The sequence below is a fragment of the Streptomyces camelliae genome (assembly GCF_027625935.1).
Lineage (GTDB): Bacteria > Actinomycetota > Actinomycetes > Streptomycetales > Streptomycetaceae > Streptomyces > Streptomyces camelliae.
In genome coordinates this window covers 8,744,901-8,769,983 of the sequence record NZ_CP115300.1, presented here as the reverse complement: position 1 = coordinate 8,769,983, position 25,083 = coordinate 8,744,901, and the positions used below count along the sequence as shown (strand labels likewise).

General features: G+C 73.3%; 25 protein-coding genes and 3 pseudogenes. 17 read left to right on the top strand and 11 right to left on the bottom strand.

Annotated elements, in window-relative coordinates:
• The first annotated feature begins 145 nt into the window (after nt 1-145).
• From O1G22_RS40365 to O1G22_RS40350, 4 genes are all read left to right on the top strand, one after another.
• On the top strand, nt 146-1,519 hold the full coding sequence (locus O1G22_RS40365) for a nicotinate phosphoribosyltransferase (RefSeq protein WP_270085852.1): 1,374 nt from the start codon (nt 146-148) through the stop codon (nt 1,517-1,519).
• 218 nt (nt 1,520-1,737) lie between these two features.
• Nucleotides 1,738-2,616, top strand: coding sequence for a universal stress protein (locus O1G22_RS40360; protein ID WP_270085851.1), 879 nt, complete (start codon nt 1,738-1,740; stop codon nt 2,614-2,616).
• A 29-nt stretch (nt 2,617-2,645) separates the two neighbouring features.
• A complete protein-coding gene (locus tag O1G22_RS40355; protein ID WP_270085850.1) occupies nt 2,646-3,635 on the top strand; it encodes an Acg family FMN-binding oxidoreductase in 990 nt (329 codons plus the stop codon).
• A gap of 60 nt (nt 3,636-3,695) precedes the next feature.
• On the top strand, nt 3,696-4,154 hold the full coding sequence (locus O1G22_RS40350) for a CBS domain-containing protein (protein WP_270085849.1): 459 nt from the start codon (nt 3,696-3,698) through the stop codon (nt 4,152-4,154).
• Between the two features lie 4 nt (nt 4,155-4,158).
• On the opposite strand, the gene O1G22_RS40345 is transcribed toward O1G22_RS40350, so the two are convergent.
• Nucleotides 4,159-4,602 carry a universal stress protein gene (locus O1G22_RS40345; protein ID WP_270085848.1) on the bottom strand — a complete coding sequence of 148 codons (444 nt, stop codon included), beginning with the start codon at nt 4,600-4,602 and terminating at the stop codon, nt 4,159-4,161.
• A 441-nt stretch (nt 4,603-5,043) separates the two neighbouring features.
• On the opposite strand from O1G22_RS40345, the gene O1G22_RS40340 reads away from it, so the two are divergent.
• Nucleotides 5,044-5,253 carry a hypothetical protein gene (locus O1G22_RS40340; RefSeq protein WP_270085847.1) on the top strand — a complete coding sequence of 70 codons (210 nt, stop codon included), beginning with the start codon at nt 5,044-5,046 and terminating at the stop codon, nt 5,251-5,253.
• A 43-nt stretch (nt 5,254-5,296) separates the two neighbouring features.
• Here the strand turns inward: O1G22_RS40340 and O1G22_RS40335 are convergent, their stop codons facing one another.
• A complete protein-coding gene (locus O1G22_RS40335) occupies nt 5,297-6,160 on the bottom strand; it encodes a universal stress protein (protein ID WP_270085846.1) in 864 nt (287 codons plus the stop codon).
• A 168-nt stretch (nt 6,161-6,328) separates the two neighbouring features.
• Here O1G22_RS40335 and acsA point away from each other — a divergent pair, with 168 nt between their 5' ends.
• Both acsA and O1G22_RS40325 read left to right on the top strand, forming a co-directional pair.
• Nucleotides 6,329-8,158 (top strand): acetate--CoA ligase, encoded by a 1,830-nt coding sequence (gene acsA / locus O1G22_RS40330; protein WP_270085845.1) that lies wholly within the window; start codon nt 6,329-6,331, stop codon nt 8,156-8,158.
• A 201-nt stretch (nt 8,159-8,359) separates the two neighbouring features.
• Complete coding sequence (locus O1G22_RS40325; RefSeq protein WP_270085844.1) at nt 8,360-8,635, top strand: acyl carrier protein; 276 nt, start codon at nt 8,360-8,362, stop codon at nt 8,633-8,635.
• Nucleotides 8,636-8,646: 11 nt separating this feature from the next.
• Here O1G22_RS40325 and O1G22_RS40320 read toward each other — a convergent pair whose 3' ends face one another.
• Entirely contained in the window at nt 8,647-9,531 is an 885-nt protein-coding gene (locus O1G22_RS40320; RefSeq protein ID WP_270085843.1) for a universal stress protein, read from the bottom strand.
• 25 nt (nt 9,532-9,556) lie between these two features.
• Entirely contained in the window at nt 9,557-10,585 is a 1,029-nt protein-coding gene (locus tag O1G22_RS40315) for an alcohol dehydrogenase catalytic domain-containing protein (RefSeq protein ID WP_270086668.1), read from the bottom strand.
• Between the two features lie 234 nt (nt 10,586-10,819).
• Here O1G22_RS40315 and O1G22_RS40310 point away from each other — a divergent pair, with 234 nt between their 5' ends.
• The 7 genes and pseudogenes from O1G22_RS40310 (at nt 10,820) to O1G22_RS40285 (ending at nt 19,503) form a co-directional block, all read left to right on the top strand.
• Entirely contained in the window at nt 10,820-11,638 is an 819-nt protein-coding gene (locus O1G22_RS40310) for a universal stress protein (RefSeq protein ID WP_270085842.1), read from the top strand.
• A gap of 105 nt (nt 11,639-11,743) precedes the next feature.
• Nucleotides 11,744-11,971 (top strand): annotated as a pseudogene (locus O1G22_RS45020) (hypothetical protein); the annotation flags it as partial.
• Between the two features lie 16 nt (nt 11,972-11,987).
• Nucleotides 11,988-12,920 carry a pyridoxamine 5'-phosphate oxidase family protein gene (locus tag O1G22_RS40305; RefSeq protein ID WP_270085841.1) on the top strand — a complete coding sequence of 311 codons (933 nt, stop codon included), beginning with the start codon at nt 11,988-11,990 and terminating at the stop codon, nt 12,918-12,920.
• Nucleotides 12,921-13,150: 230 nt separating this feature from the next.
• Nucleotides 13,151-14,026, top strand: coding sequence for a universal stress protein (locus O1G22_RS40300; RefSeq protein ID WP_270085840.1), 876 nt, complete (start codon nt 13,151-13,153; stop codon nt 14,024-14,026).
• A gap of 58 nt (nt 14,027-14,084) precedes the next feature.
• Nucleotides 14,085-15,767: a glycosyl hydrolase family 65 domain-containing protein gene (locus tag O1G22_RS40295; RefSeq protein WP_270085839.1), complete on the top strand. Its 1,683-nt coding sequence runs from the start codon at nt 14,085-14,087 to the stop codon at nt 15,765-15,767.
• A 29-nt stretch (nt 15,768-15,796) separates the two neighbouring features.
• Entirely contained in the window at nt 15,797-16,801 is a 1,005-nt protein-coding gene (locus O1G22_RS40290) for a zinc-binding alcohol dehydrogenase family protein (protein ID WP_270085838.1), read from the top strand.
• Between the two features lie 212 nt (nt 16,802-17,013).
• Nucleotides 17,014-19,503, top strand: coding sequence for a transglycosylase domain-containing protein (locus tag O1G22_RS40285; RefSeq protein ID WP_270085837.1), 2,490 nt, complete (start codon nt 17,014-17,016; stop codon nt 19,501-19,503).
• An 81-nt stretch (nt 19,504-19,584) separates the two neighbouring features.
• Here the strand turns inward: O1G22_RS40285 and O1G22_RS40280 are convergent, their stop codons facing one another.
• A complete protein-coding gene (locus O1G22_RS40280; protein ID WP_270086714.1) occupies nt 19,585-19,932 on the bottom strand; it encodes an aromatic-ring hydroxylase C-terminal domain-containing protein in 348 nt (115 codons plus the stop codon).
• A gap of 15 nt (nt 19,933-19,947) precedes the next feature.
• Between O1G22_RS40280 and O1G22_RS40275 the strand changes: the two genes are divergently transcribed.
• Nucleotides 19,948-20,154: a hypothetical protein gene (locus O1G22_RS40275; protein WP_270086713.1), complete on the top strand. Its 207-nt coding sequence runs from the start codon at nt 19,948-19,950 to the stop codon at nt 20,152-20,154.
• A gap of 11 nt (nt 20,155-20,165) precedes the next feature.
• Here O1G22_RS40275 and O1G22_RS40270 read toward each other — a convergent pair.
• From O1G22_RS40270 to O1G22_RS40250, 5 genes and pseudogenes are all read right to left on the bottom strand, one after another.
• Nucleotides 20,166-20,354: pseudogene (locus O1G22_RS40270) on the bottom strand (FAD-dependent monooxygenase); the annotation flags it as partial.
• A 76-nt stretch (nt 20,355-20,430) separates the two neighbouring features.
• Nucleotides 20,431-20,943 (bottom strand): FAD-dependent monooxygenase, encoded by a 513-nt coding sequence (locus O1G22_RS40265; RefSeq protein ID WP_333492492.1) that lies wholly within the window; start codon nt 20,941-20,943, stop codon nt 20,431-20,433.
• Nucleotides 20,919-21,629 (bottom strand): glycosyltransferase, encoded by a 711-nt coding sequence (locus tag O1G22_RS40260; protein WP_270085836.1) that lies wholly within the window; start codon nt 21,627-21,629, stop codon nt 20,919-20,921. The genes O1G22_RS40265 and O1G22_RS40260 overlap by 25 nt, the downstream gene beginning before the upstream one ends.
• A gap of 436 nt (nt 21,630-22,065) precedes the next feature.
• Nucleotides 22,066-22,866, bottom strand: a pseudogene (locus O1G22_RS40255) (FAD-dependent monooxygenase); the annotation flags it as partial.
• Complete coding sequence (locus O1G22_RS40250) at nt 22,797-23,036, bottom strand: FAD-dependent monooxygenase (RefSeq protein WP_270085835.1); 240 nt, start codon at nt 23,034-23,036, stop codon at nt 22,797-22,799. The gene O1G22_RS40250 and the pseudogene O1G22_RS40255, both read right to left, overlap by 70 nt.
• Before the next feature lie 399 nt (nt 23,037-23,435).
• On the opposite strand from O1G22_RS40250, the gene O1G22_RS45015 reads away from it, so the two are divergent.
• Nucleotides 23,436-23,498: a hypothetical protein gene (locus O1G22_RS45015; protein WP_428986533.1), complete on the top strand. Its 63-nt coding sequence runs from the start codon at nt 23,436-23,438 to the stop codon at nt 23,496-23,498.
• Between the two features lie 107 nt (nt 23,499-23,605).
• Complete coding sequence (locus O1G22_RS40245) at nt 23,606-24,058, top strand: DUF5954 family protein (protein WP_270086666.1); 453 nt, start codon at nt 23,606-23,608, stop codon at nt 24,056-24,058.
• Nucleotides 24,059-24,200: 142 nt separating this feature from the next.
• Here O1G22_RS40245 and O1G22_RS40240 read toward each other — a convergent pair whose 3' ends face one another.
• Nucleotides 24,201-24,938 (bottom strand): hypothetical protein, encoded by a 738-nt coding sequence (locus O1G22_RS40240; protein WP_270085834.1) that lies wholly within the window; start codon nt 24,936-24,938, stop codon nt 24,201-24,203.
• Between the last annotated feature and the right edge of the window lie 145 nt (nt 24,939-25,083).

Here is a 25,083-nt window from a genome sequence, read left to right as displayed (position 1 = left end):
CGCCGGCACCTCCAGTGCAGCGCGCCCCGGCGCTGTCGCACTGAGGCCGAACAGCCCCTGCCGGGGTCCCCTATGTCCCTTTTACCCACACCTGGCACGATCAGACTGGTGCCGGGAGAAGCGACCACATACGGCGGCGATCACCATGTCCGACGTCACCACCACCGATCTCTACGAAGTGACCATGGCCCTGTCCTACCTGCGCGAGGACATGCATGCACCGGCCACCTTCAGTCTCTTCGTCCGCGACCTCCCGCCCGGCCGCGGCTTCCTGGTCGCCGCCGGTCTGGAATCCGCCCTGGACCACCTGGCCGGCTACCGCGTCGAACGCGAGGACGTCGAGGAGTTCGCGGCCGCCCTGCGTCGCCCGGTGCACGACCTGCTGCCGCTTCGCGGCCTCTGCTTCGAGGGCGAGGTCCGGGCCGTACCGGAAGGCCGTGTGGTGTGCGCCGGAGAGCCGCTGCTGGAGGTGACCGCGCCGCTGCCCCAGGCCCAGCTCGTCGAGACGTACCTGCTGAACCAGCTCTGCCACCAGACGTCGGTGGCGTCCAAGGCGGCACGCTGCGTGCTGGCCGCGGCCGGACGGCAGGTCGTGGACTTCTCGCTGCGCCGCACCCATGGTCCGTGGGCCGGGTTCCAGGCCGCCCGGCTGGGTGCCCTGGTGGGCTTCGCCGGCACGAGCAACGTCGCCGCGGCCACCGCCCTCGGCATCCCGGCCTCGGGCACCATGGCGCACTCCTACATCGAGGCCTTCCCGAACGAGGAGGCCGCCTTCCGTGCCTTCGCGCTGAGCCACCCCGGCCCGGTCACCTTCCTCGTCGACACCTACGACACCGAGGAGGGGGTGCGCACCGCTGCCCGGGTGCTGACCGGCCTCCGGCGCGGTCCCGGCTGTGCCGTCCGTCTGGACAGCGGTGATCTCGACGCGCTGGCACGCCGGGCCCGCGCGCTGCTGGACACCGCCGGCCTGAACGACGTACGGATCGTGGCCAGCGGCGGACTCGACGAGTACGCCGTGGACCGGCTGGTGCGCGCCGGCGCGCCGATCGACGTGTACGCGGTGGGCACACGGGTGGGCGTGGCCGCGGACGCCCCGTACCTGGACGCCGCGTACAAGCTCGTCGAGTACGCCGGCCGTCCCGTCATGAAGCTGTCCTCGGCGAAGGTCACGGCCCCGGGCCGCAAACAGGTCTTCCGCCGGCCCGGGCGCCCCGACGTCATCGCCCTGGCGGACGAGGAACCGCCGGACGCGGCGCGGCCCCTGCTGCGCACGGTGATGCGCGGCGGGCGGCGGACAGGCCCGCCCGACCGGCTGCAAGACGCCCGAGAGCGATTCCGCGAGGACGTCGCCGCGCTGCCCGAGACGGCTCGCCGGATCGACAGTCCGGAGCCGGTCGCGCCGGTCCGGTCCCGGGCCCTTGAGCACCTGACGACCGTGGTGCGCTCCGGCATCGACGCCCGGCTCCGCCGGCCCGCGGCCGCGCCGCCCTCTTCCGCGCTCTCGGCTCGTACACCGTGACCGGTCCCGGTGCGCCGCCAGGGCCTACGGGGCCGCCCTGGGGACCAATGGCCCCTGGTAGACCGGCCCCGGCAGAACCTTCGATGGAACCGGCGGCGGTGCTCGTCCGCGCCACCGCAGGGAGGAGGCGAGGGCGATGGCCGCTCCCGCACCACTGAATGACAAGGACCGGGCCGCCGGACCCGCCGTGACCGGCGAGATGATGTCCGGAGGCGGCCATGTCCCGGCCCGGTGACCGCCGGCCGGTCGTGGTGGGCGTCGATCCGGATCCGGCCCGGCACACGGCGCTGGCCTGGGCTGCCGACGAGGCCGCCCGCCGCCGGCTCCCGTTGCGTGCGGTCCATGTCGAGGGCGTGCCGACCAGGGGGTATCGGGGGCGGGAGGTCCCGCCGTCCTGGGAGGAGTGGAACGAGGCGCTGCACAAAGCGGGCCGGCGCGTGCTGGAGGGGGCGGCGGACTACGTCGCCACCAGGCACCCGCAGCTGGAGGTGGACGCCCTGCTCGCGGAGGGCGACCCGGTGTGGGTGCTGCGCGAGCAGAGCCGCGACGCCACCGCCGTCGTGCTCGGATCGCGGCATCTGGACCGGACGCAGGAGCTGTTCGGCTCCGCGTCCGTCGCCCTGCCGCTCATGGCACACACGCACTGCCCCCTGGTGGTCGTGCCCGAGCCGGAACACATCGTCCAGGATCCCGCGTACTTCGTGGTCGGCGTCGACGGCAGCCCGCACTCGGCCGCCGCGGTCGACGTGGCGTTCGAGGAGGCGGCCCTGCGCGGCGCCGAGCTGCGGGCCCTGCTCGTCCGGGAGTCCGGGCCGCTGAGGATCTTCGACGAGCACGGGCCGCAGCAGGAGGCCCGGCGGCTGCTGTCCGAGATCGTGGCGGGCCGCCGCGACCGCTTCCCCGAAGTGGACCTGCGTCACGAACTGGTCGTCGGACATCCCGTGCAGGTGCTCACCGACGCCTCGGCCCATGCGCTCGGCCTGGTCGTGGGGACCCGGGGGCGCGGAGGCTTCACCGGCATGCTGCTGGGCTCGGTCAGCCAGGGTGTGCTGCACCACGCCCGCTGCCCGGTCATCGCCGTCCCGTCCCCCGGGTGAGCCGCCGGACCGTCACGAAGGAAGCCACCATGACCACACAACCGCTGGACGTGGACACCGTCACGGCGCTCGTGGCGGACGCCGGCACCGCACCCTCGCTGCACAACGCACAGCCCTGGGCGTTCCGCTACCTGCGGGATCTCGGCGTGCTGCGCGTGTACGCCGACCTGAAGCGCACCCTGCCGCGGGCCGACCCGGACAACCGGGGCCTTCATCTGGGCTGCGGGGCCGCGCTGTTCAACCTGCGCGTGGCCGCCGCCGCGGCGGGGCTGGCGCCGGTCGTGCGGCTGCTGCCCGACGCGGCCTACCCGGAGTTCCTCGCCGAGCTGCATCTGTGCGGCACCGGAGCGCCCGACGCGGCGCTGGCCCCGCTGCGGCCCGCGGTCCCCCGCCGGCACTCCAGCCGCCGGCCCTACCGCGACGAGGCGGTCCCCGCCCTCGTGCGCGAGGGGCTGTGCGAGGCGGCCCGCGCCGAGGGCGCACAGCTGCTGTTCCCCGGTGCCTGGCATGTGCGGTCGGTCCTGGAACTGGTGCGGGACGCCGAGGGCAGGGAAGCGGCCGACCCGGGCCTGCGCGAGGAGACGGCGCGATGGACGCGTACGGAACCGTCGGGCGCCGCCGCGGCGTCCGACGGCATCCCCGCCGAGGCGTTCGGTCCGCGCCGGCGCGGTACCTCGGTCCCCGTGCGTGACTTCGCCGTCGGCCGCAAGGTCCCCGGGCGCGGCTGGGCGCCCTTCGAGAAGAACCCCGACATCGCTCTGCTGGGTACGACCCGCGACGGACCGGCGGACTGGCTGCGGGCGGGTCAGGCACTGGAGCGTGTCTGGCTGCGGGCCACGACGGACGGACTGGTCATCTCGGTCACCTCCCAGCCCCTGGAGTGGCCGGAGATCCGGTGGGCCGTCCGCGACCCCGTCTCGGCCATGGCGCACGTCCAGATGGTGATCCGGCTCGGCTACGGCCCCGAAGGCCCCGCGAGCCCGCGACGGCCGGTGGCCGATCTGCTCGATGTCCTCTGACGCGGGCTCGCGGCCCGGACCCACGGGCGCCGGCCCGACCTCACAGGCAGGAGGAGCCGTATGAACGTCTCCGAGTTGATGACCGCTCCGCCGGTGTGCGTGACACCGGACGTCTCCCTGGCCGAGGCGACCCGGTGCATGACCGAGTACGCCGTCGGCTCGGTCCTCGTGACCGAGGACGGAGTACTGCGCGGCATCGTCACCGACCGCGACCTCGCCGTGCGCGCCCTCGGCGGCGGTCTGGAGCCGACCGCGCGGGTGGACACGGTGATGTCGGCGAAGGCGGTCACGGTCGAGGCCGACGACGATCTCCAGGCGGCCTACCGGGCGTTCCGCCGCTCGGGCGTCCGCCGGCTGCCCGTCCTGGACGCGGGCCGGGTGGTGGGCGTGCTGACCATCGACGACCTGCTCCTGGACGTCTTCCGACGGCTGGCCGACCTGCTGGGCCCGGTCTCCTGGAGCGTCCTGCAGGAGCCGCCGGGGCCGCCCGCGCAGCCCCGGTCCCGGCACGGGCCCTGAAACGTCACGCCGGCGCGGACCGCACGATCACGACCGGGCAGCTCGCGTGCTGCGACACGTTCTGGCTGACCGAGCCGAGCAGGGCCCGCGCGAACCCGCCCCTCCCGCGGCTGCCGACGACGATCACCTCGGCTCCCTCGGCGGCCCGCAGCAGGACATCGGTGGGGTTGCCGTGCACCACATGGGTGCGGACCGAGCCGGCCACGTCCGTGCCGAGCACCTCGGTCAGTTCCTTCCGCATCGCCTGCCGGGCCTCGTTCTCGTCGACGTCCATGTCCACGGCGGGCGCCGACCAGCCGTACAGGCCCGGCAGCTCCCACACCGCGACGGCGTCCACGGTGCCGTCGACGAGGGCGGCGTAGCGCACGGCCCAGCGCAGGGCCTCGTACGAGGACGGCGACCCGTCGACGCCGACCACCACCCGGCGCTCGGAGACATCCCTGTCCATGCGTGCCACCTCTCGTTCCGTCTGCGCGCACCCGGCCGGTCCGCTCCCCTTCTCCACGCTGCGGGACGCACCGCCCCACCGCCAGAGATGAGCATCCGGCGGCATGACGACGCCGGACGCTCATCGACGGCCGTACCGCGCCACCCAGCCGGACCCCACGCGTTCCCCCTCGCGGGTCCAGGGCGGCATGGCGACGGCACCGCGAGTGTCCTGCCACACGGTCGCCGTGCTCCCTCGGCCGTCAAGGCGACGTGCAGTCGGCGCTCCGGTCCACCGGCCGTTCCAGGGGGCGTTGGACCTCTCCGCCCCTGCAGCCGCCGGTTCCGTGTGCCCTCGCACCATGCCGTGCCGGGGAGCGATGCTGGGGTGTGTCGGCGGCCTGCCCGACCACGGCCGTCGGACAGCGACCGTCGGATGTCCGGACGTACGGAGGGAGGGACGATGAACGAACGCGTGCAGGCCGGGCCTGGAGCCGAGAGCGCCGGCTGCGGTGCCCTGTTGCCGTCGACGGGGCGGGCACGGCGACGGACCGCGTCGGTGGCCGGCTCGGTCCGCTCACCCGCCGTCGGCGCCGACGGCGATCGCATGCTGCTGCCCGACGGCCGCTGGCGGCGCGTCGAGACCATCCGCGTGCCCCGTCTGTTCGGCTGAGAAGCGGAGAACGGGTGAGCCGGCGGTCGGCTCCTCGAAGCGGTCAGTGCCGCTGCGGCACGACGGCGACCGGGCACAGGGCGTGGTGCAGCAGCGTGTGACTCACCCGGCCGAGCTGAAGCCCGAGGAGCCCCGTCCTGCGCCGGGCCCCGATGATCACGAGATCCGCGGCCGCCGACCCGTCGACGAGCACCTTCCCGGCCGGTCCCTCAAGGGTCGTCCGGCGCGTCCGGACGTGCGGATGCTCGGCGGTCGCGTCTTCGAGCAGGGTGTCGAGCAGTTCGGCGGCACGCTCCTCGTGGGCGTCGCCGGCCGCGGCCCGGGCGCCGCCGTCGTAGGCCGGCCGGCGCCAGGCACGCACCACGTCCAGGACGCAGCCGCGCACCTCGGCCTCCCGGAAGGCGAACCGCACCGCCTCCGCGCCGGTGTCGGCCTCCCCCAGACCGAGCAGGATCCGCTCGTGCGTCCCCGCCAGGCCCGCCCGGTCGCCCCGCACCACGACCACCGGGCAGGGTGCGCGGGCCGCGACGGCCAGACCGACCGATCCGAGCAGCAGCCCCTTGAGCCGGCCACGGCCCCGGGATCCCGTGACCACGGCGAAGGCATGGTCCCCTTCGCGTACGAGGGCGTCCGCCGCGTCCTGCGGGAGGATGCCGGTGGTGACCTTCACGTCGGCATTGCGCCGCGCGGCGCGGTCGGCGGCGGTGGCGACGATGTGCTCCGCGATCATCTGCTCGGAGGGGCGCTCGTGGCCCGCGGAGGGCAGGCCGCCCTCGTAACGCTCCCAGAGGGAGCCGTACACCAGCCGGAGCGGAAGACCGTGGCGGACGGCCTCGTCCACGGCCCAGTCGATCGCCTCCAGACAGGAGTCCGAGCCGTCGACGCCCACCACCAGAGGGAGAGTCATGTGGTGCACCGCCTTTCATGGGCCGCCACACGGGGTGACCTTCACCGTCGCACCCCGGGGCGGGAGCCGCGAGGGCGCTTCGGCCCGCGTCGCAGGTCCTTCGGCCCCGTGCGGGCACGACGGGGCGGGAAGATGGTCGTAGCAGGCCCGCGGGAAGGAGAGGCCGGCATGCGGTGGGACACCATCCGGAAGGACGCCCCGCTTCGGGTCGCCCCGAATCTGCGTGACTACGACGAGGCGTGCGCGGACTTCTCGTGGTCGCGGGCGCGGGCCAGGCTGGACGGGCTGCCCGGCGGGCGGGGGCTGAACATCGCGCACGAGGCCGTGGACCGGCACGCGGCAGCGGACCGCGCGACGGCGGTCGCGCTGCGCTGCGTCGGCCGGGACGGCTCCGTCACCCGGGTGACCTACGGGGAACTGGCCCGTTCGACGGCGCGGTTCGCGCAGGTGCTCGGGGGCCTCGGGATCGGTCACGGCGACCGGGTGGCGACGCTCCTGGGGCGGTGCCCGGAGCTGTACACCGTGGTCCTCGGCACCCTGAAGAACACCAGCGTGCTGTGCCCGCTGTCCTCCGCCTTCGGCCCGGATCCGGTCTTCCAGCGGATCACGCTGAGCGACGCGCAGGTGCTGGTCACCACGGCGGACCTGTACCGCGCAAAGGTCGCCGGGCTGCGCGGCAGACTCGCCGGCCTGCGCCATGTGCTGATCGTCGGTGAGGGCGCGGAGCGGCTGCCCGGCACCGTGTCCTTCTCCGCACTGATGGCCGACGCGCCCGACACGTTCACCATCGCGCCGACCTCGCCGCACGACATGGCCCTGCTGCACTTCACGAGCGGGACGACGGGCATCCCCAAGGGCGCGGTGCACGTGCACGAGGCGGCCGTGGCCCACTACATGACCGCGCTCTACGCGCTCGACCTCCACCAGGACGACGTGTTCTGGTGCACCGCGGACCCGGGCTGGGACACGGGTATGTCGTACGGGATCATCGCCCCGCTCCTGCACGGCGTGACGGTCGTGGTGGACGAGGGCGACTACGACGCCCGCCGCTGGTACCGGATCCTCGCCGAGCAGCGGGTGAGTGTCTGGTACACCGCGCCGACGGCCCTGCGCATGCTCATGCGGACGACGCCGCGGAGCGGGCCGTACGGCCTTCCCCGCTCGTTCGACCTGAGCGCCCTGCGGTTCATCGCGACGGTCGGCGAGCCACTCGACCCCGAGGCCGTGGTGTGGGGACGGGACGTGCTCGGGCTGCCGGTGCACGACAACTGGTGGCAGACCGAGACCGGCGCCATCATGATCGCCAACTTCGCCGCCTGCGAGATCCGTCCCGGCTCGATGGGGCGTCCGGTGCCCGGTGTGCGGGCGGCGGTGCTGCGGCGCGGCGACGACGGCCGGGCCGAGGTGACCGACGGACACGTCACCGTACTGGAGGAGCCCGGCGTGGAGGGTGAGCTGGCGCTGCGCACCGTCTGGCCGTCCATGTTCCGCGGCTATCTGCACGACGAGCCACGCACCGCGGCGGCCTTCGCGGACGGCTGGTACCTCACCGGCGACCTGGTGCGGCGCGACGCGGACGGCTGGTACTGGTTCGTCGGACGCGCCGACGACGTGTTCAAGTCGGCGGGACACCTCGTCGGACCGTTCGAGGTCGAGAGCGCGCTGACGGAGCATCCGGCGGTGGCCGAGGCAGCGGTCATCGGCCGGCCCGATCCCATGGCCGGGAACGTCGTCAAGGCGTTCGTCACGCTGCGGCCGGGCTTCGACGCGGACGGTACGACCCGGCGGGACCTGCTGGTCTTCGCCCGGCGCCGGCTGGGCCCGGCCGTCGCGCCCCGCGAGATCGCCTTCGACCAGCATCTGCCGCACACCCGCAGCGGCAAGGTCATGCGCCGTCTGCTGCGGGCACGTGAACTCGGCCTGCCCGAGGGCGACACCTCCACCCTGGAGGACTCCCCGGCATCCGCCCCCACGAAGCGGACGGAGCAGCCCGCATGAGCCCCGCCCACGCCCCGCCGACCGGCCGAACCACCGGGCCGCGCTTGCACCTGCGCGACGCCGCCCGCCGCTGCTACGACGGCAACGCGCTCGTCGGCGGCGGGGTCCCGCTCGTGACCGGGCCACGGGCCGTGCCGTGGGAGCGCGCTGCCTCACCGCCGTCGGCCGACTGCCGCGGAAACCGGAGGAGCCCTGAGCCGCATGACGTACTTGGACGACGCACAGGCCCTGGCCGTGGTCAAGGAGTCGATCACGCGGATCGCCCCCGACGCCGACTTCGCCTCGGTGCGACCGGACGACCGGCTCCGTGACGTGTTCGACCTGGATTCCCTCGACTTCCTCAGCTTGGTGGAGGTGCTGTCCGAGCGCACCGGAATCCGTATCGACGAAGCGGACTTCCCCGACCTGGCCACGCTGGCCGGTGCCACGCGCTTCCTGGTCGACAGGTCGAGGACGGGGGCCGGCCGCAGGCCGTGAGCGCCCGTCGGTCAGGCTCGCCCCGTCCCCCGGACGACGGCGACGGGACAGTCCGCGTGGTGCAGCAGGGCCTGGCTGACCGAGCCGAGCAGCAGCCCGGTGAAGCCGCCCCGGCCACGGGCACCGGCCACCACCAGCTGGGCCTCGCCACCGGCCTCGATCAGGGCCGGGCGAACCCGGGCGCGCACCAGACGCCGCTCCACCCGGACCCCGGGCCGGCGCAGTTGCCACGGGGCCAGGGTCGCGTCGAGCAACCGCTGGCCCTCCGCGCGGATCCGGTCGATGTCGACCACCAGGTCCAGCGGATTGTCGGGGCCGGCGGCGGCCGGCTCGCTCCAGGTGTTCCACACGTGCAGCGCCACCAGGTCCGCGCCGCGCAGCGACGCCTCGGTGAAGGCGAACTCGACGGCCGCCGCGCCGGCAGGTGAACCGTCGACCGCGAGCAGCACGGGCCCGCTGGGGTCCGCCCGGCCGCGTACCACCAGCACCGGGCAGCGGCCGTGGGCGGCCAGGTGTACGGCGGTCGAGCCCAGCAGCAGCCCGCCGAACCCGCCGAGTCCGCGCCTGCCGACCACGAGGAGCGAGGCGGTGCGCGACTCGATCTCCAGCACCGTGAGCGGCTCGCCGAGGGCGACCTCCCGGGTGATCTCCACGTGCGGTCCGGCTTCGCGCGCCCGCCGCTCGGCCGTGGCCAGCGTGCCGTCCACGAGCTCGCGCACTCCCGCCATGGCCGGATTCCACGGCGCTCCCCCGGACGGCAGCGGCAGGGAGGGCCGCCCGAAGGCGTGCACCAGCCGCAGCCCCACGCCCCGCAGCCCGGCCTCCCGCGCGGCGACGGCCACCGCGGCCAGGCTGGACGGGGAGCCGTCCACGCCCACGACGACCGGGTTGCCCATGGCACACCTCGCGCTTCCGGCGGGTTCACTCGCGGTGCAGCACGATCTTGAGGGAACCGGTGGCGGTGCCGTGCGCGAAGACCTCGTAGGCGTCCTCCATGCGCTCCAGCCCGAAGGTGTGGGTGACCAGCCCGCAGACGGGCAGGCGGCCGGACCTCATCAGCTCCAGCAGCCGCGGTGTGGAGGACGTGTCCACCTGGCCCATGCTGATCGTCACGTTCTTGCGCCACAGGGACTCAAGGTGCAGCGTCGCCGGTCTGCCGTGCGTGCCGATGTTGGCGATGTGTCCCCCCGTGCGGACGGCGCGCGTGCACAGCACGAAGCCGTCCGGATCGCCCGACGCCTCGACGACCACGTCGGCGCCCGGTCCCTCGGCCAGGTCGGCGATCATCCGGCCCGGCGACTCGGCGGCGTCGGCACCGACCCGCAGGGCGGTCTCCAGCCGGGCGTCGGCCAGGTCCACGACGATGACGCGGCGGGGCGAGTAGAGTCGCGCGACGACCGCGGTGGCGAGGCCGACGGGACCCGCGCCCACCACGACAACGGTGTCTCCCGGGCACACATGCCCGTTGCGGACCCCGACCTCGTAGGCGGTCGGGAGGAGTTCGGCGAGCAGGACCGCGTCGTCGAGCGGAAGGCAGCACGGGCGCCGGGTGGTGGAGTGATCGGCGAACGGGACCCGCACCAGCTCGGCGTGGGTTCCGTTGATGAGGTTCCCCAGGATCCATCCGCCGCCCCCGCGGCACTGCCCGTACCGGGCATCCCGGCACTCGCCGCAGTCGCCGCAGGACGAGACGGCGGAGACGATCACCTGGTCGCCGGGGCGCAGGTGATGGACTTCGCCGCCGACCTCCACGACCTCGCCGACGGCCTCGTGGCCGAGGACCGTCCCCGGCTTCACCTCGGGGAGGTCGCCCCGCCGGATGTGCAGGTCGGTGCCGCAGACGGTGGTGGCGTCGATGCGTACGATCGCGTCGCCGGGCTCCTCGATCACAGGGTCCGGGGCGGTGTCCCAGGAGGCCTGTGACGGGCCGTGATAGACGAGCGCTCGCACGGTACTCACTCCCTCGCTCCCCCACACCTCCACGGTCACCCCCGCCGCACGTCCGGGCAACACGGCCGCCCGACCGCTGTCCGGCCGTGGCGTGGCGGCGGCCCCCCTCCCGTACCAAGCTGGACATGCCGGCGAACAGTCCGGCCGAGTGGCCGGGCCGCACGTCTCCCGCGGACGGGGTGCCATAGGTGTCCTCCTGCGCGGGGAAGCCGGCACGAGAGGAGACAAGGGGCGGTGGCGATTCCCCTGGTGGTGGGCGTCGACGGGTCCGAGGGAAGCCTTGAGGCGGTCGACTGGGCCGCCGCCGAGGCGGCCCGGCACGGCGTCCCGCTCCGGCTGCTGCACGCGGCGGCCGGTGAGCGTATGGCGTCCGCGGTGCTCAGCGACGCCTCGGCACGCGCCAGGAAAGCGGCTCCCTCGGTTCCCTTGTCCGGCGAGGTCGCGCACGCGGACGCGGCTTCCGCCCTGGTCGGCATCGGACGCAACGCCTTCGCGCTGGTCCTGGGGTCCAGGGGGTTCGGCGGCCTCGACGGCATGCTCCTGGGCTCGGTGAGCCTCGCCGTGGCGGCACGCGCAGACTGCCCGGTCGTCGTGGTGCGGGGCACCGAGGAGCACCGGGAGGCCCGGTTCGGGAGCGTCGTCGTGGGCGTCAAGGACGGGGAGGGCAGCGGCACGGCCGTGGAGTTCGCGTTCCGCGAGGCCCGGGTGCGGCGCTGCGGGCTCGTGGCGGTGCACGCCTGGAGCGCGCCGTCCGGTGCGTGTGCGACACCGCGAGCACCGTCGTGGTTCCTGGACGCCCACCGCCGCCCGCCGGCCCAGGTGCTCGACGACGCTTTGTGCGACCCCGTGACACGGTACGACGACGCCGCGGTGAGCCGCCGCCTGATCGAGGAACCGGCGCGTCCCGCGCTGCTGGAAGCCGCCGCCATGGCGGATCTGCTGGTCGTGGGCGCCCGGCGGCGACTCGGGCATCCGGGTCTGCAGCTGGGTCTGGTCAACCACGCGCTGCTTCATCACGCGCCGTGTCCTGTCGCAGTCGTGCCCCAGAGGTGACGCCCGCCGGTGTGGGGCCGGACGTCACTCCCGCCGGGCCTTTCGGCCCTGTGGCGCAGGACCACTGCCGGTCGATGGTGAGAGGACCAGGACGGGACACCGGCCCGGAGGCAAGGCAAGGGCGATGTGCCGGAGACCGTCGACGAACGGGTGGCGGATCGTGCCGTGCCGGACCTCGCCCGTCAGCTGCTGCACACCGCCGAACGCGACCTCGACGGCATGACGGCACACGAGCAGGGCGCCCGGCAGGGCACCGGACGGCCCGTCCGAACCCGGAGAAGCGCCGTGCGGCGGCGGGTTCCGCGTGGCAGGTTGGATACAGCATCACTCTGAGGAGAGGGCGGCGATCATGCGAGCTCACCTCGGCGACCAGCTCGTCATCGAAGGTCCGACGACCGGCGCGGCCCGGCGCGACGGCGAGATCGTCGGACTCCACCACGAGGACGGAACGCCTCCCTACGACGTGCGCTGGTCGGACACGGACGAAGTCACGCTCGTGTTCCCCGGACCCGATGCCCACGTCCGCCACCTTGAACACCTTGAACCGCTGGAACAGGGACAGCCGGTGTCCCGGCCTGAGGCACGGCCGGCGGGCGCGGGCCGCGCGGAGAGCACATCCACGGCGGCCCGGGCGGCCGACCCGGGCGACATCGGCCGGCGCGTGGGCGTGGAACGCCGTAGAAGGGGGCTCAGCCGGGAGGAGGCGGCCGCTCGCGCCCGGATGTCGCCCGACTACCTGGCATACCTGGAGGAACGGCCCGCCGACCCGACCCTGGGAACCCTCATCAGGCTGGCCGACGCCCTGGGCACCACGGTCGCCGCGCTGCGTGGCGGAGGCCTGGATCTCCCGCCGGGGCAGGGCCACGCGCTGCTGCACCCCCGATTGCGGGATCTCAGCGTGGAGGAGTGCCGCACCTTGCTGTCCACGCACGGCGTGGGGCGCGTCGCGGTGACGGACTCCGCCGGCCGTCCGGCGGTCGTGCCGGTCAACTACGAGGTCGTCGACGACACCATCGCCTTCCGGACCACGCCCGATTCGGTGACGGCCGCGGCCGCGGAACGGGAGGTCGCTTTCGAGGTCGATCACGTGGACGAGGCGCTGAGCCAGGGCTGGAGCGTGCTCGCCGTGGGCCCCGCGAGCGTGGTGACGGACCCCGAGGCCGTGCGCAGGCTCACCCGGCAGGCCCACACCACGCCGTGGGCGGGCGGCCGGCGCGAGATGTGGGTGTCGATCCGGCCCACGAGCCTCACGGGCCGCCGGATCACTCCGGCCGACCAGTAGCCGGCCTCCTCCTCGATGTCCTCGTCCGGCCGCAGGCGCGCGGACCGTGACAGCGGGCGTGCTCATCAGCTCCCCGGCCCGGCCATCGTCTCCGGCATCACCGCAATCCGGGCGGCCGCGCACCGGCGCGGCCCCGCCCTCCGGGGCCGGGCGTGTCGCGGCGCCGCGCGGCCGGTGCGACGGTATTCAGAGGGGCTCCGGGCAGCCTGGCGGAGAGGACGGTGACGGCGATGGAACTCCCCCTGGTCGTGGGGGTCGACGGCTCGGACTCCAGTCTGACGGCGGTCGACTGGGCGGTGGACGAGGCGGCACGGCACGGACTCCCCCTGCACCTGGTCCATGCGTCCCTGTGGGAGGCCTACGAGGGAGCACAGCCCTCCTTCGGCACCGGCCACCCCGGCGCGGAGGTCATGGCAGAGCACATCGTCGCGTCCGGCGTGGAGCGGGCCCGGTCGCGCAATCCGGAGGTGAAGGTGTCGGGCAGGGTCATGGCCGAGGACGCCGTGTCCGTGCTGCTGCGTACGGCACCCGATGCGTTCGCACTGGTCACGGGCTCACGCGGGCGCGGCGAGATCGCCGGGATGCTGCTCGGGTCGGTCAGCCTCGCGGTGGCCGCTCGCGCCGTCTGTCCGGTCGTCGTGGTCCGGGGCACGGAACCCGGCATCACGGGGGCCCGGCACCGCGTCGTGGTGGGTGTCGGGGACCCGACGGGGGCCGAGGGCGCCGTTCGGTTCGCCGTCCGCGAGGCCGAGGTACGCGGCTGCGCCCTGACGGCCGTACGGGCCTGGCGCAACCCCGCGCAGGAGCCCGTGGACCACATGCTCATCGCGGACGACGCCGCACGGCTGCGCGAGGAGCGTGCCGCGACCGCCCTCGCGGATGCCCTGCGCGCTTCCGTGCGGGCGCATCCCGGGGTGGATGTCCGCAGCCTGGCCGTCGAAGGGCCGGCGCATCGCGTCCTGCTGGAGGCATCGGCCGAGGCCGACCTGATCGTCGTCGGCGCGAAACGCCGGCACGGTCGCTTCGGGCTGCAGCTCGGCAGGGTCGCCCACGCCCTGCTGCATCACTCCGCGTGCCCGGTCGCCGTGGTTCCGCAGCCGGTCTGAGGCCCGCCGGATCCATCCGGGCCGTGCACGGTCCCGTGCGAGCGAGAGGGGTGCGCGGATGTCGGAGTGGACATGGGAGTGGACGGGCTACGCCCCCGGCACGGAGCGCCTGCGGGAATCGCTCTGCACGCTCGGCAACGGCTACTTCGCCACGCGGGGCGCGCTGCCCGAACACCGGGCCGGTCTGGTGCACTGCCCCGGCACCTACGCGGCCGGGTGCTACAACCGCCGGGAGTCGACCGTGGCGGGGCGGCAGGTGGTGAACGAGGACCTGGTCAACCTCCCGGACTGGCTGCCTCTCCGGTTCCGTCTGCGCCACGCCGAGGCGGCGTGGGGTCCGTGGTTCTCCTCCGGCACGCACACGCTCCTGGACCACACGCACGTCCTGGATCTGTGCCGGGGCACGCTCACCCGGTCCTTCCGCCACCGCGGCGACGAGTCGGGCCTGCTCGGCGTCGAGCAGACCCGCCTGGTGCACATGGGGGATCCGCACCTGGCCGCCCTGCGGACGGTCTTCGGTGTGATGTACCCGTGGCAGAGCGGCAGCGACGGCCGTGAGGAGACCCAGGAGTGGCATCTCAATCCCGCCTCGGGCCGCTGGCTGCCCGACCACTCCCGGTTGCAGCACCACGTGGGCTCGGCCGTCGCCCACAACGTCCGGCGGTACTGCGAGGCGACCGGCGACACGGAGTACCTGCACACCAAGGGGGCGGAGATGCTGCTGCAGATCGCCCGCTTCTGGGCGGATCTCGCGGCCCTCGACCCCGGCACGGGCCGTTACCGGATCCGCGGTGTCGTGGGCCCCGACGAATACCACGACAGCTACCCGGGCGCCGACCGCCCCGGCCTGGACGACAACGCGTACACCAACGTCACCGCCGCCTGGGTCCTCACCCGCACCCTGGAGCTCGGCCGGCGTCTGCCCGCGTGGCGCCGCGAGGAACTGTTCCACCGGGTCCGGCTGGACACCGACGAGCTGCCGCGGTGGGACGACGTCTCCCGCCGGTTGCGGGTGCCGTTCCACGAGGGCGTCATCAGCCAGTTCGAGGGCTACGACGGCCTCGCCGAGCTCGACTGGGACGCCTACCGCAAGCGCTACGGCACCATCCGGCGGCTGGACCGGATCCTGGAAGCCGAGGACGACACGGTCAACCGCTACAAGGCGTCCAAGCAGGCCGACGTCCTCATGCTCGGCTACCTGTTCTCGCCCGCCGAACCGCAGGCGCGGTTCCGGCGGCTCGGCTACGACCTGGACGACGACGTCTGGCGGACGACCGTCGACTACTACCTGCGGCGCACCAGCCACGGCTCCACCCTCAGCGGGCTCGTCCACGGCCTGGTCCTCGCCCGCGCCAGACGGGCCGAGGCATGGAGTTACGTCCGTGAGGCCCTGGAGGCCGACATCGCCGACATCCAGGGCGGCACGACCGGCGAGGGCATCCATCTCGGGGCCATGGCCGGGACTCTCGACCTGTTCCAGCGCGGCCTGACGGGGCTGGAGACCCGCGAGGACGCCCTGTGGCTGGACCCGGTGCCGCTGCCGGCGCTCTCCGAGTACGGGTTCACCCTGCGCTATCGCGGTCACTGGGGCGTCGGCGTAGGGCGGCGCAGCGGGCTGCTGGAGATCAGCGTGCCCGACTCGGAGGAGTCGCCGATCCGCGTGATGCCGGCCGACCGCACGGTGACGATCGCGCCCGGAGAGACCTGCTCGCTCGTGCTGCCGAGCGCCTCGTCCGGGTGAAGGGTGATGACAGACAGGAGGCGGAGGCGATGCGTGCTTGGGTGGTGGCTCGGCCGGGGCCGGTGGAGAACGGGCCGCTGCGGCTCGTGGAACGGCCCGTCCCGGTGCCGGGGTCCGGCGACCTGCTGGTGCGGGTGCGGGCGTGCGGGGTGTGCCGTACCGATCTGCATGTCACCGAGGGCGACCTGCCGGTGCGCCGGGCGGGAGTGACGCCCGGGCACGAGGTGGCCGGCACGGTCGCGGCCCTCGGCGCGGGCGTGAGCGGGTGGGCGGTCGGCGACCGGGTGGGGGTGGCGTGGCTGCGCCGCACGGACGGCACGTGCCGGTACTGCCTGCGCGGGGACGAGAACCTGTGCCCCGGGTCCGAGTACACCGGCTGGGACGCCGACGGAGGTTACGCCGAGTACACGACCGTTCCGGCCGCTTTCGCCTACCGGCTGCCGGCGGACGTGGACGACGTCGCGCTGGCGCCGTTGCTGTGCGCGGGCATCATCGGCTACCGGGCGCTGCTGCGGACGTCACTGCCGCCGGGCGGGCGCCTCGGGCTGTACGGCTTCGGCGGCAGCGCACACCTGTGCGCTCAGGTCGCCCTGGCGCAGGGGGCCACCGTGCACGTCCTGACCCGCGACGAGCCGTCGAGACGGCTCGCGCTCGGCCTCGGCTGTGCCTCGGCCCGTGGCGCGTACGACCAGCCGCCGGAGCCGCTGGACGGGGCGATCCTGTTCGCGCCGGCCGGTGAGCTCGTACCGGTGGCCCTGCGGGCGCTGGACCGGGGCGGGGTGCTGGCGGTCGCGGGCATCCATCTCAGCGACGTCCCCGTCCTGCACTACAGCAGCGAGCTGTTCTACGAGAAGGAGCTGCGCAGCGTCACCTCCAACACCCGGGACAACGGCCGGGACTTCCTAGCCCTCGCGGCCCGGTACGGCGTCCGGGCCACCACCCATCCCTACCCGCTGTCCGAGGCCCCGCGGGCGCTGACCGATCTGAAGGCGGGGCGCTTCGACGGGGCGGCCGTACTGCTGAACGACCTGTGACCGCCGCGCACCACGCCGCGGCCGTGACCGCGCCGTGTGACTTTGCCCGGGGCCGGTTGTCGGCGCCCGCCGGGCACCGCCTACTCTGACAACTTGTAGGAGTTGCCGGGAGTGATCGTTCCGCCCCAGGTCAGGTCCCCATGCCGCACCGCGGGGGTCGGGCCGGATGCACCGCGGCGGACAGGCCCGTGCCTGGCTGAGGAGTGGCGAGTATGAGTGAACACCGGCGCCGACCGTCGGGGAGGACCGGGCCGGCCGGCTCGGACGGCATGCCGCAGGGCGGCCGGGCAGCGGCGCGCAGGGCCGCCAAGGCCGGCGCCGGACGGGGCCGCCGCGCGGCGGACACGCGAGGCGCGGAGGCCAGGCGCACCGGCCGACGCCGCCTCATCGACTACCCGCGGGCGGGCAAGCGGGGCCTTCGGCGGTGGCTGCCCTCGTGGAAGCTGGTGTCCGGCACGTTCCTGCTGTTCTTCGGCGGCCTGGTGGGCCTGTTCGGGTACGCCTACGCCACCACGACCATCCCGAGCGCGAACCCCAGCACCCAGCTGCAGAGCAACACCTACTACTGGTCCGACGGTTCGGTGATGGCCACGCAGGGATCGACCAACCGGCAGAACGTCGACCTCGCCGAGGTCCCGAAGCTGGTGCAGTGGGACTTCCTCGCCGCGGAGAACGCCACCTTCTACTCCGACCCCGGCGTCGACACGCAGGGCATGCTCCGCGCCGTGTACCACATGGCCACGGGCGGTGAGGTGCAGTCCGGATCCACCATCACCCAGCAGTTCGTGAAGAACACCTACCTCACCCAGAGCCAGTCGGTCACCCGCAAGCTCAGGGAGATCATGATCTCCCTGAAGATCGGCGACCAGATGTCCAAGCAGCAGATCCTGCAGGGCTATCTCAACAGCTGCTACTACGGCCGGGACGCCTACGGCATCGAGGCCGCGGCCCGCACCTACTACCACGAGCACGCCTCCCAGCTGACCGTCAGCCAGGGCGCGTTCATCGCCGCCACAGTCAACGAGCCGAGCCTGCTGATGCACGCCGACACCGACCCGCAGGCCAAGGCCCAGGCCGAGGCGCGCTGGAAGTACGTGCTGGACCGCATGGCCAAGATCAACAAGATCACCGGCGCCCAGGAACAGCAGTACCTGGCCGCCGGGTTCCCCACGCCCAAGCCGTACGCGCCGTCGGCCGGGATGTCCGGGCAGACCGGCTATCTGGTGCAGACCGCGGAGAAGTACGTCGAGGCCCACTCGTCCCTCACCGACCAGCAGCTCGGCCACGGCGGCTACCAGATCTACACCACCTTCGACAAGAAGAAGGTGAACGCGCTGTCGGCGTCCGTCGCGGCGATGGAGAAGAAGCACCTCGACGCGGGGCACCGCTCGGCCGACAAGGACGTCCAGGTCGGCGCGGCCTCGATCGATCCGTCGACCGGAGCGGTCGTGGCGCTGTACGGCGGGGCGGGCTGGGACAAGGGCCACTGGACCGACAACGCCGACGCCACGGGTGTGCCGGTCGGCTCCACCTTCAAGCCCATCGACCTGGCCGCCGCCCTGGACCACGGCGCCGTCCTGTCCCCGGGCCAACCGGCCTCACCGGTGACCCCGGACTCCAAGTTCAACGGCGACGACGGCATCACCATCAAGAACCAGCAGGGCCAGGAAATGCCGGACTCGAACGACCCCACGGGCCTTCTCCACCAGCGCAACGACGTGCCCACGAAATGGGGTTACATCACCCTGCGCAAGGCCATGGAGCAGTCCGTCAACACCCCCTACGTCCAGCTCGGCGAGTACGTCGGCTACAACAACGTGGAGGGCGAAGCCCTCAAGGCGGGCCTGCTGCGCAAGAGCCTGCAGTACGACACCCCCGGCTTCTACATCGGCACCTCCACCCCGTCGGCGATCCGCATGGCCGACGTGTACGCCACCTTCGACGACGGCGGCGTCCAGCACGAGCCGTACTCGGTATCCAAGGTCGTCGCCGGCGGCCAGCAGCTGCCCGGCTTCGAGGCACCCAAGGGCACCACGGCCATGCCCTCCTCGACCGCCGACACCGTCACCGACGTCCTGCAGGGTGTCGTGAAGAGCGGTACGGGCACCAACGCCCAGGCCCTGGGCCGCCCGGTGGCCGGCAAGACCGGCACGACCGACGACTACAAGTCGGCCTGGTTCATCGGCTACACCCCGCAACTGGTCACGTCCGTGAGCATGTTCAAGGAGGACCCGAAGAACTCCGGCCTGCAGTCGATGAAGGGCGTCGGCGGCTTCTCCAAGGTCTTCGGCGCCGACATGCCCACCGAGGTGTGGACCGGCTACATGACCGCCGCCCTCCAGGGGCAGCCGGTCCAGCAGTTCCCGCCGGCACCGCAGCTGGGCCAGGGCACCGACGAGTACGGCGCCCCGTCGCCCACCCCCTCCGCGCCCCCGAGCACGGCCCCGGCGAGCCCGACCACCTCGCCCAGCCCGAGCCCCTCCGCCGGAGCGTGCCACCAGAAGCGTCACTGTCCTTCCCCGACCCCGACCGACACCTCAGGCACCACGACCGGCGGCACCACCACCGGGACCACCACCGGCGGCGCGACCGACGGCGGCCTGATCGGCGGAGGCACCGGAGGTACCGGAGGCACCACCGGGACCACCACCGGCGGGACCTCGCCAACCCCCACCTCCTCCCGCCCGGGCCGGCACGGGTGACGGGTTGGAGAGCTCGCCCCGTGCCCACGGTCCGCCGGAGTCGCCCGGCCTGCGCGCCACGATGATGTCGCACTGACCGGTCTACCGCCCCGGTCGTGCCCTGCCGTGTCCTTCGTCGCGTATGGCCCCGGTCCGGGTGGACCAGCGCCCCAGACAGTCCCGCACCTCCTCAGGGCCACGGGCCCGCAGGGCGATGTGGAGGTCGGGACGGACCAGTACCAGGGTGCCTGCCGGCAGGTGGGGTGAGACGCCGTGCGAAGGGTCCAGGACGCGGACGGTGACCGGCGCGGCGTGTGCGGCCGCCACCGCCTCCGGCGCAGGGTCCGGTTCGGGGCGTGGGCTGACCGCGAGCAGGGTCCAGTGCTGGTAGGAGAGGAGGTCGTGCAGGCAGTGCCGGCGGCCCTGCGTCCAGACCTCCTGGTCCGGCATCCGCTCTCCGCCTCCGTGCGCCGAGAGCGGGCTCTCCCGGTGGTCGAGGTCCAGCCGCCGAGCCGGTCGCGGAAGCGGTCGGTCGCCCAGCGGCTGCACATCACCCGGCGGCCGAACAGCCGCATCATCAGCAAGGTCCGCCAGGTGCCGGGCGATTCCAGCACGTCGCGTCTGGTCCGGCGCATCACCTGCAACGCGGTGCGCCGCTGCTCGGTGGAGTAGGTGTCCGGCAGCGCGGGCGAAGCCCAGCCGTGCACCACACCGGCCAGTTTCCAGGCCAGATTGTGCGCGCCGCGCAGCCCGGTGTTCAGTCCGCGTCCGCCGATCGGCGCCCACAGGTGCGCGCTGTCCCCGGCCGGCAGGGCCCGACCGGAGCGCAGCGAGCGGGCGAACGGTCCTGGAAGCGGGCCCGGTAGGTCCACAGCGGCAGCGTCGGTGTGAGCCACACATCAGGCTCGTGTGCGGCGCGCAGCAGCAGCTGCCGCATCTCCTCCGCGGTCACCGGAGTGAGCGGTGTCGTGTCCGGCTCCCGCGTGAAGGCGAAGCAGCGGTAACCGCCGCGGGGGCGGGGCGCGCAGCCGATCGACGGTCCTTGTCCAGCAGGAGGCAGGTGCGGTCGCCGTGGTGGGGCAGGCTCCAGTCCACCTTGGCGTTGATCTGCGCGACCTGCAGACGGCGGCGCGGGCCGCCGTCGAACGGCAGGCCGGCGGCCTTGCTCACCAGGCTGCGCGAGCCATCGCAGCCGACCACCCAGGCGCAGCGCAGGGTCCGCGGCCGGCCGTCCGCGCCGCGGGCGTCGACCTCGGCTCCGTCCTCGGCCACGCGGACCGCCGTGGCCTCGGTCGACCACTCGATCGCTCCGCCCACCTCGGTCAGCCGCTCTCCCAGCAGCCGCTCCACCGTGTCCTGCTCGATCGAGAGCGGGTTGGGGTAGCGGGTGCCGGTCGCGGTCAGGTCGAGCACTCCGACCGGCCGGCCCTGGGCGATCAGCTCGGTCGAGTCGAGCGCCACTCCCGCGGCGAGGAACCGCTCGGCGCAGCCGAGGTCGGCCGGCACTTCCAGGGCCCGGTGCCAGACGCCACCTTCTCCAGGTCGTCCACCGCCGCCTGGACCGGCGGCAGGCAGAGCATCCACCGCTGGGCGTAACGGGTCCGTGCGGTCACCTCGGGGTCGTTCAGCACGTGGTGGCACACGGCTGCGACCTGATCCGGGGACGGGATGCGCCGGCCCAGGCCGAGCTGCTGTACGCGGTCGGCGTTGGCCTGCTGGTCTCCGAGGGCGGGCAGCACGCCCATCGGGACCCCGGCCCCGACGGCTTCCCTGATGCTGTTGTATCCGCCGTGGGTGACCAGGAGTTGGGCGCAGCGCAGGACCATCGGCTGGGGTACGGAGTCCACCAGGTGCACCCGTCCCGGTGGCAGCAGGCGCTCCACCGGGACGCCGCCGGTCGCCACGACGGCCTGGCGGTCGAGTTCGGCCAGGCCGGCGACGAGCGCGTCGAGGAGGCCCGGCACGTTCGTCACCCCGGGTGGGACGGTGGGGAGCACGGTCCCGATCGAGGCGAGCACCAGCGGCTGGTCTGCGGGAAGTTCGGCCAACCAGTCCGGCAGCACTGCGCCGGGATCGATCTCGGAGGGCTGCCGGTAGCGATAGAACGTGCCGGCTTGCCGGCGGGCGAAGGAGAACTCCGCGGGCATGCAGTCCAGCCGGCCGTGCCGGTGCGTCGAGTCCGGGCAGGTCGGGGTGGGGCTCGGAGGCGACCAGGTGGAAGCCGGGACCGAACAGGTCCAGGCTGGAGGTCTCGGGGCCCAGCCAGACATGCGGAGCCTGGCCGCCGGCCACGAGGTCGGCGCTCCAGTCGTAGGCGGTGACGCTGTCGGGGACGACCACCGTGGAGGTGTAGCGGTAGCCGAAGTGCATGTCCGGTGCCTCGAACTCCCGTCGCACACCACTGCGTTGGATGCCGCGCGCGAGTTGTGTCCGCGCTCTGGCGCCCTGTTCGGTGTCGAGGAGGATCTCCGTGGGCAGCCGGCGGTCGAGGGTGCGGCGTAAGGTGCCGTCGGCCTCGACCAGACTGCGTTCGGCCACCGGGCGGCGCTCCCGCTCGTAGGAATCGAGCAGTGGGGGACCCGCCCAGCCGGCGAGTTCGGCGGCCAGTTTCCAGCCTAGGTCGGCCGCGTCCGCGATGCCCGTGTTCATCCCGAAGCCGCCGGAGGGCGACAGCGTGTGGGCGGCGTCCCCGGCGAGGAACACCCGGCCTCGGCCATAGCTTTCGGCGATGCGGTGGGTCAGGTGCCAGACGCTGTCCGAAAGCACCTCGACAGGCGTGTCCAGGGTGATCGCCGACCGGATGGCCGCCATGGGTTCGGCTGAGGTGTGGTGTCCGACGGTCAGCCGGTACAGGTCCCGGCCGTCGATCGCCCGCAGCGGGTAGCGCAGGTCCGGGGGCTGCGTCAGGAAGTACACCAGGGCGCCGCCCGGCCCGAGTTGCTCGCGGAGCCGGGGAGCGCGGAAGAGTATGTTACGGAAGACCCGGGTCCGGCGCCGGGGCGGCGCCGCGATCCGCAGGGCGGTGCGGACGGTGGACGCGGCACCGTCACATCCGACCAGGTACCGGGCTCTGATGCCGAGACGGCTGCCGTCCGACAGGTCGGTGGCAGTGGCCAGGACCTGGTCGTCGTCCTGGAGGAAGGACTCCAGACGGCACTCGCGCCGCAGTACGTCGGGGCCCACGGCCTCGGCGAGGAGCGGGAGCAGCCAGTGCTGGGGGCAGACCTGATCGGATTCGGGTGTGCAGGGCAGGGCCGTACGGGTGTCGGTGGTGCCGAAGTGCAGACGATGGATCTCGTGCCCGCCGACCGCTGTCACCCAGGCGACGTCGAGCGGATGGTCACCGTGCCAGCTGCCTTGCGGATCCGCTCGGCCAGGCCCCATCGGCGCATCAGCTCCATGGACCGGGGGCCGACGGTGCCGACTCCGGGATGGCGGATCCGGCCGTCCATGGTCTCAAGGACCATGCAGGCCACACCCCGAGAGCGCAGGTCGAGGGCGAGCGCCGGCCCGACCGGCCCGCCACCGATGATCAGTACGTCGGTCTCGTTCACAGTGTCTCCGCGTCCCCGGGGAACCATTCGGCGTAGAAGGCCATCAGCTCCGGCACATGCCGTGGCGGCTGCTCGCATCTCTGGCCGCTGCCCGGCGGTGCGACGCGGGGGCAGTGGGGGGCTTATGTCCGGACTCTCGCAAAAGTACTGCACGATCAGTCGGCCATGAGGGGACGGGGCCGGCTGAACAGTTGCGGGATGGTGCGCGACCGGCACAGTCGCCCCCTCGTTCGCGCCGTCTCCGACGGACGCGGGCGGGCCCGGGACCAAGGGTACGGAAACTGGGAATTCGGAAGAATCCGCCTCGGGGGCGTGCCGTGATCGACAGGATGGGGGAATGGACCTCGGTGATGTGCGGCCGGGCGGGGCGTGGCCGGTGGCGTCGAGGCGTACGCCGGTATGGGCACCGACGGCATCGAGCGGCCACGACCGACCGATCCGGAGCCCCTCGCCCCTGACTGAAGCCCCGGCACCAAGAAGGCAAAGGCCGACGCCGGCCTGGTCCTGGACCCTGACGCGCCGCTCACCCCGCCCCAGGCCGTGGAGCGGCTGGCACTGCGCAACCTCGCCTGCGCCGGTTCCCGGCTCCCGGCTCCCGGCTCCCGGCTCCCGGCTCCCGGCTCCCGGCTCCCGGCTCCCGGCTCCCGGCTCCCGGCTCCCGGCTCCCGGCTCCCGGCTCCCGGCTCCCGGCTCCCGGCTCCCGGCTCCCGGAAAAGGTACGCGCCGCATCGCACCGGGCACTCACCACCCACCCCGACGTCCTGCTGTTGCCGGCGACGTTCAAGGACTCCTGCCTGACATGGTTCAAGCCGCGCCGGCGCGGTCTCCTCCCCGAGGACGCCGGCCGTCAGGTCGACGCCCGTACCCATGTCGCTGAGAACGCGGGCTCCGTGGCCGAAGAGCTGACGGCGTACACCGAGGCCGCCGACCGGCTGCGCGTCGGCCGGGTCAGTCAAGTCGGCGTCCTGGGCACCGTCTACCGGATCGGCCGCACCCGCCGGCTCCTGCAACTCGGGGCCTGACGGGCCCGAAGGACCGCGCCCGTCCGACATCGAGGATCACGGCCCCGACCGCCTGCACCCCGTGCTCGACGAGGACGGCACCATTCGCCACGAGGACGACGAGGAGTGAGCCCCTGGGCTGGGATCGGACGCACCGGGCGGCTCACACGGGCATCTCGTGCGCGACCACACGGTCCGCCACGGAGAATCCCGTACCGCAGTCGGTGCAGGTACCCTGCCCGAACAGGTAGGCCAGCCTGCGGGCCACCACCGGCTGCCCGTCCGCGAGGGCCCGGTCGTACAGCCGCCTCGCCAGACCCACCAGTCCGGGCGGATCGGCTGGCCGCAGTGGGGACTTCTCGACATCTCGCAGCGCGTGATCGTCACTGCACACGAAGAAGCTGTCGTCGCCGAGCACGATGAAGAGGCCGACTCCGCAGTAAGGGCACTCGACCTCGTATTCGCCGTGTGCCAGGTCCCCCAGCCGCTCGTCCCAGACCTGGACGTCATCGAAGGCGAGGGCCGTCTGGAGCAATCCGACGTAGTCCTCGATATCCAGCGGCAGCCGCAGGCATTCGCCGGTGAGCCGCGCGAGCTCCGCGATCTCGATGGCGTAGGCCTCGCGCGCGGCGACGCCCTCGACGGACCGGCGCGCGCACGACACGATGGGCCCCGCGGCGGACAGGACCCAGTGCCGGTCCGCCGGTTCCCGGTCTGCCGCGATCTCGGCAAGCCGGGGAAGCGCCGCGAAACTGGCCGAAAAAGCGATGTCGAGCTGGGGACACAGTCGGTCCATCAGCTCGGACCAGACGCCGGGCGGGTCGGCTTCGAACCGTTCGAGCAGGACTGGGACACCCTCCGCTGAGCCGTGCGCGTCGCTGAGCTTCGACCAATCCGTCATGCCCGGATCCAACCAGACCGCCGGCGCACACCGAGGGTGGGGCCGCTCCGGACGACCGCACGGTCACGGTGACGGCGTCCGGCCCTGCCCCGGATCGGCAGCCTGCGGCACCCTGTGCCGATAACTCGATGCGCGGCACGCCAAA

Bases quoted from the DNA above. Each gene is read 5' to 3' on its own strand.
- O1G22_RS40365 (WP_270085852.1), top strand. From the start codon at position 146: ATGTCCGACGTCACCACCACCGATCTCTACGAAGTGACCATGGCCCTG.
- O1G22_RS40360 (WP_270085851.1), top strand. From the start codon at position 1,738: ATGTCCCGGCCCGGTGACCGCCGGCCGGTCGTGGTGGGCGTCGATCCG.
- O1G22_RS40355 (WP_270085850.1), top strand. From the start codon at position 2,646: ATGACCACACAACCGCTGGACGTGGACACCGTCACGGCGCTCGTGGCG.
- O1G22_RS40350 (WP_270085849.1), top strand. From the start codon at position 3,696: ATGAACGTCTCCGAGTTGATGACCGCTCCGCCGGTGTGCGTGACACCG.
- O1G22_RS40345 (WP_270085848.1), bottom strand. From the start codon at position 4,602: ATGGACAGGGATGTCTCCGAGCGCCGGGTGGTGGTCGGCGTCGACGGG.
- O1G22_RS40340 (WP_270085847.1), top strand. From the start codon at position 5,044: ATGAACGAACGCGTGCAGGCCGGGCCTGGAGCCGAGAGCGCCGGCTGC.
- O1G22_RS40335 (WP_270085846.1), bottom strand. From the start codon at position 6,160: ATGACTCTCCCTCTGGTGGTGGGCGTCGACGGCTCGGACTCCTGTCTG.
- acsA (WP_270085845.1), top strand. From the start codon at position 6,329: ATGCGGTGGGACACCATCCGGAAGGACGCCCCGCTTCGGGTCGCCCCG.
- O1G22_RS40325 (WP_270085844.1), top strand. From the start codon at position 8,360: ATGACGTACTTGGACGACGCACAGGCCCTGGCCGTGGTCAAGGAGTCG.
- O1G22_RS40320 (WP_270085843.1), bottom strand. From the start codon at position 9,531: ATGGGCAACCCGGTCGTCGTGGGCGTGGACGGCTCCCCGTCCAGCCTG.
- O1G22_RS40305 (WP_270085841.1), top strand. From the start codon at position 11,988: ATGCGAGCTCACCTCGGCGACCAGCTCGTCATCGAAGGTCCGACGACC.
- O1G22_RS40300 (WP_270085840.1), top strand. From the start codon at position 13,151: ATGGAACTCCCCCTGGTCGTGGGGGTCGACGGCTCGGACTCCAGTCTG.
- O1G22_RS40295 (WP_270085839.1), top strand. From the start codon at position 14,085: ATGTCGGAGTGGACATGGGAGTGGACGGGCTACGCCCCCGGCACGGAG.
- O1G22_RS40290 (WP_270085838.1), top strand. From the start codon at position 15,797: ATGCGTGCTTGGGTGGTGGCTCGGCCGGGGCCGGTGGAGAACGGGCCG.
- O1G22_RS40285 (WP_270085837.1), top strand. From the start codon at position 17,014: ATGAGTGAACACCGGCGCCGACCGTCGGGGAGGACCGGGCCGGCCGGC.
- O1G22_RS40280 (WP_270086714.1), bottom strand. From the start codon at position 19,932: ATGCCGGACCAGGAGGTCTGGACGCAGGGCCGCCGGCACTGCCTGCAC.
- O1G22_RS40260 (WP_270085836.1), bottom strand. From the start codon at position 21,629: ATGCCCGCGGAGTTCTCCTTCGCCCGCCGGCAAGCCGGCACGTTCTAT.
- O1G22_RS40240 (WP_270085834.1), bottom strand. From the start codon at position 24,938: ATGACGGATTGGTCGAAGCTCAGCGACGCGCACGGCTCAGCGGAGGGT.